Source organism: Amycolatopsis sp. NPDC101161, from assembly GCF_044768185.1.
Lineage (GTDB): Bacteria > Actinomycetota > Actinomycetes > Mycobacteriales > Pseudonocardiaceae > Amycolatopsis.
Window position 1 is genome coordinate 233,711 of sequence record NZ_JBIWPI010000005.1, and the last position, 10,142, is coordinate 243,852.

Sequence of the window (10,142 nt, forward strand, 5' to 3'; positions counted from 1 at the left end):
AAGTAGTGCGCGTGCGCGGCCACGCCGACCCGGCAACGCGCCGGTAGGGGTCGGCAACCCCTGTTCCCCCACGGAATCCTTCCTCTCGGACGCTGCCGTGCGCTAGGGAGTTCGAGTGGGTTTGGAACGGCTTTAGACGCCCCTTAGGGGCTGGTTCCGGCGGGCCCGCGACGGCTAGACATGAACGTGGGTCCGGCCGCGTGTGCCGGGGCGAGGGATACGAACGAGGTGATGAGCATGGCCGTGGCACCGATCACGAAGGGCTGGGTGCCCTTCGGCGGGTACCGCACCTGGTACCGCGTCACCGGGGAGACCGGGGGCGAAGCGCCCGCTGTCGTCGTGGTGCACGGCGGGCCGGGGAGCACGCACGACTACCTGCTGAACCTCTGCTCGCTCGCCGGGCACGGGTTCCCGGTGGTGCACTACGACCAGCTGGGCAGCGGCGGCTCGACGCGGCTGCCGGGCAAGGGCGCGGACTTCTGGACGCCGGAGCTGTTCGCCGACGAGCTGGACAACCTGGTGCAGCACCTGGGCATCGAGGACAACTACGTCCTCTTCGGACAGTCGTGGGGCGGCCTGGTCGTCGCGCGGCACGCCGCGCAGCGCCCGGACGGCCTGCGCGGGCTGGTGATCGCGAACTCGCCGGCGTCCTACCCGCTGTGGCGCCGGGAGATGGACGTGCTGCGCGCCCAGCTCCCGCCGGGCGTCGACGACCAGCTGCGGGCGCACGAAGCCGCCGGCACCACGGGCGCGCCGGAGTACTTCGAGCTGATGCGCGCGTTCTACGACCGGCACGTCTGCCGCGTGCTGCCGTGGCCCGCCGACTACCTGGCCTCGTTCATGGAGATGGCCGACGACAACACCGTCTACGCCACGATGAACGGGCCGAGCGAGTTCACCGTCACCGGAACGCTGAAGGACTATTCGGTGATCGACGAGCTCGACGACATCGAAGTGCCGACGCTGCTGATCTCCGGACGGCACGACGAAGCCACCCCCGTCACGGTCCAGCCGTACTTCGACCGGATCCACGACGTGCGCTGGGAGATCTTCGAGGACTCCAGCCACGTCCCGCACCTCGAGGAGCCCGAGCGGTTCCGCGAAGTCCTGCTGGGATTCCTGCGGGACATCCACCCCACCGCACCCGCGAGCCGGGTCGAACGAGAGGTCGCCAGTCATGGATGAGGCCACCCGGCCGGGATCGGCGGTCGTCTTCCCCGGGATGAGCCCGTGTCGCTTCGCCGACTTCGGCAAGTTCCTGCTGATCAACCCCTTCGCCCGCCGGCTGATCGGGGAGGCGAACGAGCGGCTCGGCTACTCGCTGGTCGACCGCTTCCGCGAAACCGAGGGCGACTACTCGGCGTACGCGCAGGTCGGGTTCATGCTCACCTGCGTCGCGCTGGCCGAATGGGCCGAGGAGGAGCAGGGGATGAGCCCCGACTTCTGCGCCGGCCCGAGCTTCGGCGAGAAGCCGGCCAGTGTGTACGCCGGGTCGCTGACCTTCCCGGACGCGGTGTGGATGACGGCGGAGCTCGCGCGCTGCCTGACCGAGTTCTTCGACACCGAGTACACCGACGTCGTGACGCACTCGTTCGTCCGCACCCCGGAAGAGAAGCTGAAGGACGCCCTGTCCCAATTGGACGCCAAGGGCGAGTGGTTCGACATCTCGTGCTACATCGACCACGACTTCTACATGGTTTCCGTGCGCGAGAAGAACCTCGACTGGCTCAAGCAGACGGTCCGGAGCATGGGCGGGCTCTCCCTCTACACGATGCGGCCGCCACTGCACTCGCGCGCGTTCGGGGCGCTGCGCCGCAAGGCGGAGGACGAGGTGCTCGGCGACCTGGAGTTCCACGACCCCCTGCTGCCGATCGTCGCCGACCAGGACGGCGAGATCCTGCGCACCGGTGACCAGGTGCGCACGATGCTGCTCGACAGCATCGTCAAGCCGATGCGCTGGCCGGACGTCGTCCACACGCTGGCGGACAACGGGGTGCGCAAGCTCTGGGTCGCGGGGCCGGACACGCTGTTCGGGCGCGTCCGCGTGACCACGAGCCGCTTCGAAGTCGTCACGGTCAACCCGCGCATGGCCCTGCAACCCCGCCGCCGGGGCGCAGGACCGTCGCGGGTCAGCTAGCGGGCTGCAGCGCGGACAGCGTGGTCCACAGCCGGCCGGGGTTCTCGAACGTCTCCAGGTTCAGGGCGTCGTCCTCGAACCGCACGTTGTAGCTCTGCTCCAGCACGGAGAGCAGCTCCACGGTGGCGAGCGAGTCCAGCCCGTACTCGCGGAGCGGGGTCTCTTCGGTCAGTGCCTCCTCGGCGGGCAGGAAGGGGAGGAACGTGCGAAGCGTCTCATCGAAAGTGCTGTCCCACATGGCTACTCCGGATCGCTAGGTTGGGATCTACCGAGAGGAAACCGACCGCCCGGTTCGGTTTTGGACTCTACCGCGCGTCGCCGTCCCGGATCGACGCACTGACACCCCTATTCATTGCGGAGGACTTCGATGGACACGGTTGCCACCAGCGGGCTGCACACGCGGTTCCTGCGCGGCCTCGAACGCTCCGGTGGCGGCGTGGCCGTCCACGTGGGCGACCAGGCGCTGAGCTACGAGCGGCTGCACGAGCTGGCCCTGTTGTGGGGCGGCGCGCTGGCCGAGAGCGGCGCCCGCACCGTAGGGGTGCTGGCGGGCAAGGGCGTCACGGCGTACGCGGGGATCCTGGCCGCGCTGTACGCCGGTGCGACGGTCGTCCCGCTGCGTCCGGACTTCCCGGCCGCGCGGACCGCCCAGATGGTTTCGGCCGCCGGGGTGGACGTGCTCGTCGCCGACGAACGGGGTCGCGCGGTGGCGCCGGCGGGGGTTCCGGTGCTGGGCGACACGCGTCCTTCGGTCGCTTTGCCGGCACCGCTGGCGCCGACGTCGGACACCGCGTACGTGCTGTTCACGTCGGGTTCGACCGGACGCCCCAAGGGCGTGCGGATCGGGCACGAGGCCGTCGACCACTACTTCGGCCTGCTCGACGCCCGCTACGACTTCACGCCGGACGACGTGTTCTCGCAGACGTTCGACCTGAACTTCGACTGCGCGATGTTCGACCTGTTCTGCGCGTGGGGCGCGGGGGCACCGGCGGTGGTGCTGCCGGGAGGGGCGTACCGCAACCTGCCGCGGTTCGCGGCCGAGCGCGGGCTCACGGTGTGGTTCTCGACGCCGAGCGCGATCGACCTGGTCCGCCGCACGGGCGGCCTGACCCCGGGCGCGCTGCCGGGGCTGCGGTGGAGCTTCTTCGCGGGCGAGGCGCTGACGGTCCGCGACACGGCGGACTGGCGGGCCGCGGCGTCGTCGTCGCTCGTGGAGAACCTGTACGGGCCCACCGAGCTGACGATCACGGTGTCGGGCTACCGCTGGGACGACGTTTCGACGCCGCGGGTGGCGGTCAACGGCGTGGTGCCGATCGGTTCGGTGCACGAGGGCCACGACTACGTGCTGCTGGACGGCGACGACGTCGAGGGCGAGCTGTGCATCGCGGGCCCGCAGATGACCCCGGGCTACCTGGACCCGGCCGACGAGCAGGGCCGCTTCCTGGACCGGGACGGCCGGCGTTTCTACCGCACGGGGGACCGCGTGCGGCGCCTGTCCGACGGCTTGGCGTACCTGGGCCGGCTGGACTCCCAGGTGCAGGTGCTGGGCTGGCGCATCGAGCTGACGGAGGTCGAGCACGCCCTGCGCGACTGCGGAATCCAGGACGCGGTGGCGCTGGGCGTGGCCGGAGATGTGGGGACCGAGCTGTTCGTGTTCTACACGGGCGGGGAAAGGCCGGTGCTGGAGATGGTGCGGGCGCTGCGGGCGGTGCTGCCGGAGGGGGTCATCCCGCGGCACTACCGGCACGTGGCGGAGTTCCCGCTGAACTCGAACCGCAAGATCGACCGCAAGACGTTGGCGGCCCGCGCGGCGGAGATCCTGGCGCCGACGCCAGCCTGACGAGGTGAATGACCCACCCGCCCGCGGCCTGACCGAGGGCGGCCGGGACCGAAGGCCGACGCGGGATCGCGGCCGGAACCGGCGAGGGTTGCGGTGGGGGATAGGTAGGCCGTCGCCAGGGACCGTGGCCAGGCGCGGCCCGCGGCCGGGGCGGGGCCGGCAGGGAGTGACCGGCGCGGGCTGCTGTCGGGCCGGCCCGTGCGGCCGGAAGACCGTCGGGCCGACTCAGGAGCGGGCAGGCGGGCCCTCGACTCACCCCCGCCTGACGCAGGCTGCCGCAGCTGGTCGTGAGTGGGAAACAGGGCTAGAACCCCGTTTCCCGCTCACGACCGCTTTGGCGTGCCCGGACCCCGGCCGCGCGGGGCTTAGGGGCCGTTAGGGGTGTGGATCCGCAGGCCGGCGCGGCTAACTTTCCGTACGTCTCCAGGTGTGTCTTCCACGCCGGCCCGGTCATCCTTCGAGTCCTACGGAGTGGCAGTCGTGAACGATTCTCTGGTCCATTCTCTGCTCGACGCCGCGGCGGCTGACGCGGCCGGGGCGTCGGCCGTCCGGGACCGCGTCGGTGCCTGGACCTACGGTGAGCTCGAGGCGTGGAGCCACGCCGTCGCCGTGGTGCTCTCCCGGCACGGCGTCGGGCACGGCGACCGCGTTGTCGTGCAGCTGCCCACCGATCGGGCGCTCGTCGCGCTCTTCTACGGGACTTCGCGCCGCGGGGCGGTCTTCGTGCCGATCAACCCGGCCATGAAGAAGTTCCACTTCGACTCCGTCGTGGCCAACGCCGAACCGGTCCTGGTGCTCACCCCGGAGAACTTCAGTCCCTTTTGGACGGAAGTCGAAGAGGCAAACGGACAGCAAGCCGAAGAAGCAGCGGTAAGCGAAGACGACATCGCCGTCCTCGTCTACACCTCCGGCAGCACCGCCGCGCCGAAGGGCGTGATCGGCCCGCACCGCCAGGTCACCTTCGCCTCCCGCGCCATCCAGGCCGTCCTCGGCTACCGCCGGGACGACGTCGTCTTCTGCCGGTTCCCGATGTCCTGGGACTACGGCCTCTACAAGGTGCTGCTGAGCACGCTCGGCCGCAGCGAGATCGTGCTCGCCGACGCCGAGTCGGACCTGCGGCTGCTGCAGCGGATGCGCGAGGTCGGCGCCACCGTCGTGCCGATCGTCCCGTCGCTGGCCACGATGATCGCCACGCTCGCCGCTCGCGACACCCAGCCGGCCGCGCCCGTGCGTCTCTTCACCAACACCGGCGCGGCCTTGCCCGACGCCACCATCGCGCAGCTGCGGGCCGCGTTCCCCGGCGTCAAGGTCGTCCGCCAGTTCGGCCAGACCGAGTGCAAGCGGATCACGATCATGCCGCCGGACGAGGACACCGAGCGCCCCGGTTCGTCCGGGCTGCCGCTGCCCGGTACGTCCGTGCTGATCCTCGCCGCCGACGGCACCGAGCTGCCCGCGGGGGACATCGGCGAGATCGTCGCCGCCGGCCCGCACGTCATGCCCGGCTACTGGCGGGCCCCGGAGATCTCCGCCCGCGCCTTCCGCCGCGACGAGACCACCGGCGAGCCGCGCCTGCACACCGGCGACTACGGCCGCCTCGACGCCGACGGCTACCTCTACTTCGAAGGCCGCCGCGACGACATGTTCAAGCGCAAGGGCATCCGGATGTCCACTTTGGAAATCGAGGCCGCGGCGATGGACATCCCCGGCGTCCGCGCGGCGGGCGCGATCCCGCCGAGCGAGACGCGGGACCTCGCCATCTGCGTCGAGACCGACCTGCCGCCCACGACCGTGCTGCGCGAGCTGGCCAAGCGCCTCGAGCCGCAGAAGGTCCCGTCGCTGTGCCACGTCGTCGAGGAGTTCCCGCTCACGGCGCACGGCAAGAACGCCACCAAGGAACTCGCGCAGCTGGTTGAGGGGGCCCGCGCATGAGCAAGTACGACGACATCGCCGCGAAGTACGGCACGCCCGCCTACGTCTACGACCTCGACGTCGTCGCCGAGTCGCGGGACCAGCTCTTCGGCCTGCTGCCCGAAGGCTTCCAGCTGTTCTACGCGCTGAAGTCCAACCCCCACCCGGAAATCGGCCGCGAGCTGCGGCGCGGCGGCTGCCGCGCGGAGATCAGCTCCACCGGCGAGCTGGTGAACGCCCTCGAAGCCGGCTTCGACCCGGCCGGCATCCTCTACACCGGACCGGGCAAGACGAACGAGGAGCTGGAGCACGCGCTCGCCGCCGGGGTCCGGCTGTTCTCCGTCGAGTCGCTGACCGACCTGCAGCACGTCGGCGCGGCGGCGCAGCACCAGGGCGTCACCGCGTCCGCCTTGCTGCGCGTCAACACCACCGCGAGCAGCGGCGGCACCGGCATCCGGATGATGGGCCGCCCGTCGCAGTTCGGCATCGACGCCGAGACGCTGCCCGACCTCATGCCCACGCTCAAGGCGGTGCCGGGCACGCGGGTCGTCGGCGCGCACTTCTTCACCATGAGCAACGCGCAGGACGAGGACGCTCTGCTCGGCGAGTACGAGTTCGTGCTCACCTCGGCCGCGCGGCTGCGCGACGAGGTCGGGCTGCCGCTGGAGGTCCTGGACATCGGCGGCGGTTTCTCCTCGCCGTACGCGGTCCCCGGCCCGCGCACCGACTACCCGAAGCTGCGCTCGGGCCTGGAAACGCTGCTCGACCTGCACCTGCCCGAGTGGCGAGACGGCGGGATCGAGCTGGCCTGCGAGTCCGGCCGCTACCTCTCCGGCAGCTGCGGGTCGCTGCTGGCCGGCGTGGTCAACGTCAAGGACAGCCGCGGCAGCCGGTTCGTCGTGCTGGACGCCGGGATCAACGTCGTCGGCGGCCTGTCCGGGATCGGCCGGCTGCTGCCCGCGGCCGTCGGCGTCGAGGAGACCGGGGACGTGGTCGGCAGCCTCGTCGGTCCACTGTGTACTCCCGGCGACTCGCTCGCCAAGGCGGCGAAGCTGCCCGAGCTGGCCTCCGGCGACGTCGTCACGGTGCCGAACGTCGGCGCCTACGGCGTCACCGCCAGCCTGATCAGCTTCCTCGGCCGGCCGACGCCGGCGGAAGTGGTGGTCCGCGGCGGCAAAGTCCTCTCGGTGTCGCGATTGGACTACCAGCGCGTCTACGAGGTTTCGCCATGACCGAAGAACTGCGGGCCTACGGCACCGGGATCGTCACCGAACCACTGCGGCGGACGGTGATCGTCAGCAGCATGGCATCGGACTCCCACACCTGGAACCTGGTCTACCTGGAGCTGCTCGTCGGCGAACTCGGCTTCGACGTCGTGAACCTCGGCGCGTGCGTGCCCGACGAGCTGCTGGAGTCGGAGTGCCTGAGCCGCCGCCCGGCGATGCTCGTGCTGAGCAGCGTCAACGGCCACGGCCACCAGGACGGCCTGCGCGTGATCCAGCGGATTCGCGCCCTCCCGGAGCTGCGCGGGCTGCCGGTGGTGATCGGCGGCAAGCTCGGCGTCGGCGGGGCGCTGACCGCGGAGGAGACGGCGCAGCTGCTGCTCGCCGGGTTCGACGCGGTCTTCGACGACCAGCAGGGCGCGGGGTCCTTCCGCCGGTTCGCCGCGACGCTGTCGGCCGGTGCGACTCAGGTGGAGGCGTGAGCTTCGAAGAGTTCGTCGCGCGACGGCACGCCGCCGGCGAGCTCGTCGTGCAGCCCCGGATGGGGTTCGCGGACCCGGCCGTCATGCGCGCCGGGCTGGCCGCGACGAAGAACGCGGCCGCCGCGACCGTCGGCACGGTCACGCTCGACAGCTACACCCGCGTCTGCGACACCGCTTCCGTGGCGCACGCGCTGGGCAACGGGATCGCGCTCAACGGCTACCCGATCGTCAACCACCCGCCCGAGGTCACCCGCGGCATGCTCGACGGCCTCGAGGGCAGAGACTTCCCGGTGCAGGTGCGCCACGGTTCGGCGCGGCCGGCGGACATCTTCCGCGCCATGATCGCCGCCGGCCTGCACGCCACCGAGGGCGGCCCGGTGTCCTACTGCCTGCCCTACAGCCGCACGCCGCTCGACGAGTCCGTGCGCAACTGGGCGCACTGCTGCGACCTGCTCCTGGACGCCGAGCACCCGGCCGGCCGGCCGCACCTGGAGACGTTCGGCGGCTGCATGATGGGCCAGCTGTGCCCGCCGAGCGAGCTGGTGGCGCTGTCGGTGCTGGAAGCGTTGTTCTTCTACCGCAAGGGCGTGCGCAGCATCTCGGTGAGCTACGCGCAGCAGACGAGCATGGCGCAGGACCAGGAGGCGGTGTCCGCGCTGCGCCGGCTGTGCGCCGAGCTGCTGCCCGACGCCACCTGGCACGTCGTCATCTACGCCTACATGGGCCTGTTCCCGCGGACTTCCGATGGCGCGCGAAGCCTGCTGGGCCGGGCGGCCGAGCTGGCCGTGACGACCGGGTCGGAACGGCTGATCGTCAAGACGACCGCGGAGGCGCACCGGATCCCGACCGTCGCCGAGAACGTCGCGGCGCTGGAACACGCCGGCGCGGCGGCCCGCGCGGTCACCGAACAGGCCGTGGTGGACCCGGACAACCAGGTCTACCGCGAGGCGTACGCGCTCGTCGACGCCGTGCTGAACAGCCACGCCGACCTCGGCCGCGCGATCGTCGTCGCGTTCAAGCGCGGCCTGCTCGACGTCCCGTACTGCCTGCACCCGGACAACGCCGGGCAGGCGCGCAGCTACCTCGACCCGGCGGGCCGGCTCGGCTGGTCGGAGCTCGGGTCGCTGCCGCTGCACCGCGTGGTGGAACGCCGCCACGCCGACCGGATCACCTCGTCGACGCTGATGTCGGCGCTTTCCCACGTCCAGCACGCCTTCGACGCCGAGGCGCTGGAACAACCGATGAGAGCGATTGGGGGCGAGTCGTGACGAGTTCACGCCGGACAGTCCGTGCGTATCCGTTCGACATGCACGAGATCTCCGTTTCCGAGCAGTACCACGTCCTGCAGCGCGAAGAGCCGATGAGCCGGGTGCAGATGCCCTTCGGCGAACCGGCCTGGCTCGCGACGAAGTACGCCGACGTCAAGCTGGTGACGACCGACCCGCGGTTCAGCCGGGAGCTCGCGCAGGGCCTCGACCAGCCGCGGATGCGCCGTCAGCAGATGGGCGACGGCATCATGGGGATGGACCCGCCGGACCACTCCCGGCTGCGCCGCCTGGTGGGCAAGGCGTTCACCGCGCGACGGCTGGAGCAGATGCGCGACGGCGTGAAGGACCTGGTCAACCGCCTGCTCGACGACATGCAGGCCCACGGCGACAGCGCCGACCTCGTCGAAGAACTTGCTCGGCCGCTGCCGGTCACCGTGATCTGCGACCTGCTCGGCGTGCCGCAGGAGGACCACAAGATCTTCCGCGAGTGGACCCAGGCGCTGGTCAGCGACGCGACAGCCAAGGGTGACGTGCTGGACGTCTACGGCGACCAGCTCGACAACTACGTCGCCGGGCTGGTGGCCCAGCGCCGCGAGGAGCCGACCGACGACCTGCTCGGCGCGCTGGTCTACGCCCGCGACGCCGGCGACAAGCTGACCGAGAACGAGCTGATCTCGATCGCCGGCGCGGGCTTGCTCACCGGCGGCGTCGAGACGGTGTCGACGGCGTTGCCCAGCTTCGTCTTCACGCTGCTGACGCAGCCGGAGCTGCTGGATCAGCTGCGGGCGAACCCGGACATCATGCCGACGGCGATCGAAGAGCTGCTGCGGTACGTGCCGATCAACACGGCGGCGATGTTCGCCCGGTACGCGACCGAGGACATCCGCTTCGGCGACGTCGTGGTGCGCGCGGGTGACCCGGTGCTGCCGGCGCTGCACGCGGCCAACCGCGACCCGGAGGTCTTCGCCGACCCCGACCGCATCGACCTGACGCGCAAGCCGAACCCGCACGTGGCCTTCGGGCACGGCCCGCACCACTGCATCGGCGCGCAGCTGGCGCGGCTGGAGCTGCAGGAAGCGCTGAAGGCGATCCTGGCGCGGTTCCCGGACCTGCGGTTCGCGGACGGCCGCGAGGGCGTGAAGTGGGAGTACGGCGTGATCGTGCGGGGGCCGTCGCTCCTGCGCATCGCCTGGTGATTTCCCGCCCCTAGAACGGTTTTCAGGGGATCCGGCCGCGGTGCGCGCCGACCTACGATCGAAAAGACGACCTTGTGCTGGCTTGCTA

9 protein-coding genes are annotated in these 10,142 nt (G+C 71.0%); 8 read left to right on the forward strand and 1 reads right to left on the reverse strand.

The window, feature by feature from the left end:
- Positions 1-237: 237 nt before the first annotated feature.
- Both ACIRSS_RS34745 and ACIRSS_RS34750 read left to right on the forward strand, forming a co-directional pair.
- Positions 238-1,185: a proline iminopeptidase-family hydrolase gene (locus ACIRSS_RS34745; protein WP_400902517.1), complete on the forward strand. Its 948-nt coding sequence runs from the start codon at positions 238-240 to the stop codon at positions 1,183-1,185.
- A complete protein-coding gene (locus ACIRSS_RS34750; RefSeq protein WP_400902520.1) occupies positions 1,178-2,137 on the forward strand; it encodes an ACP S-malonyltransferase in 960 nt (319 codons plus the stop codon). Before ACIRSS_RS34745 ends, ACIRSS_RS34750 begins: the two co-directional genes overlap by 8 nt.
- On the opposite strand, the gene ACIRSS_RS34755 is transcribed toward ACIRSS_RS34750, so the two are convergent.
- The gene (locus ACIRSS_RS34755) at positions 2,130-2,375 is read right to left on the reverse strand and encodes a phosphopantetheine-binding protein (protein WP_086674110.1); all 246 of its coding nucleotides are present in this window, start codon (positions 2,373-2,375) and stop codon (positions 2,130-2,132) included. The genes ACIRSS_RS34750 and ACIRSS_RS34755 overlap by 8 nt on opposite strands.
- Positions 2,376-2,504: 129 nt before the next feature.
- Between ACIRSS_RS34755 and ACIRSS_RS34760 the strand changes: the two genes are divergently transcribed.
- From ACIRSS_RS34760 to ACIRSS_RS34785, 6 genes are all read left to right on the forward strand, one after another.
- On the forward strand, positions 2,505-3,977 hold the full coding sequence (locus tag ACIRSS_RS34760; protein ID WP_400902524.1) for an AMP-binding protein: 1,473 nt from the start codon (positions 2,505-2,507) through the stop codon (positions 3,975-3,977).
- A gap of 480 nt (positions 3,978-4,457) precedes the next feature.
- Positions 4,458-5,906: an AMP-binding protein gene (locus tag ACIRSS_RS34765; RefSeq protein ID WP_400902527.1), complete on the forward strand. Its 1,449-nt coding sequence runs from the start codon at positions 4,458-4,460 to the stop codon at positions 5,904-5,906.
- Positions 5,903-7,117: a type III PLP-dependent enzyme gene (locus ACIRSS_RS34770; RefSeq protein WP_400902530.1), complete on the forward strand. Its 1,215-nt coding sequence runs from the start codon at positions 5,903-5,905 to the stop codon at positions 7,115-7,117. Before ACIRSS_RS34765 ends, ACIRSS_RS34770 begins: the two co-directional genes overlap by 4 nt.
- Entirely contained in the window at positions 7,114-7,590 is a 477-nt protein-coding gene (locus ACIRSS_RS34775; protein ID WP_400902532.1) for a cobalamin B12-binding domain-containing protein, read from the forward strand. Before ACIRSS_RS34770 ends, ACIRSS_RS34775 begins: the two co-directional genes overlap by 4 nt.
- Positions 7,587-8,858, forward strand: a complete 1,272-nt coding sequence (locus ACIRSS_RS34780; protein ID WP_400902535.1) for a methylaspartate mutase — start codon at positions 7,587-7,589, stop codon at positions 8,856-8,858. The genes ACIRSS_RS34775 and ACIRSS_RS34780 overlap by 4 nt, the downstream gene beginning before the upstream one ends.
- Before the next feature lie 38 nt (positions 8,859-8,896).
- Positions 8,897-10,054: a cytochrome P450 gene (locus ACIRSS_RS34785; RefSeq protein ID WP_400902538.1), complete on the forward strand. Its 1,158-nt coding sequence runs from the start codon at positions 8,897-8,899 to the stop codon at positions 10,052-10,054.
- The last annotated feature ends 88 nt before the right edge of the window (positions 10,055-10,142 follow it).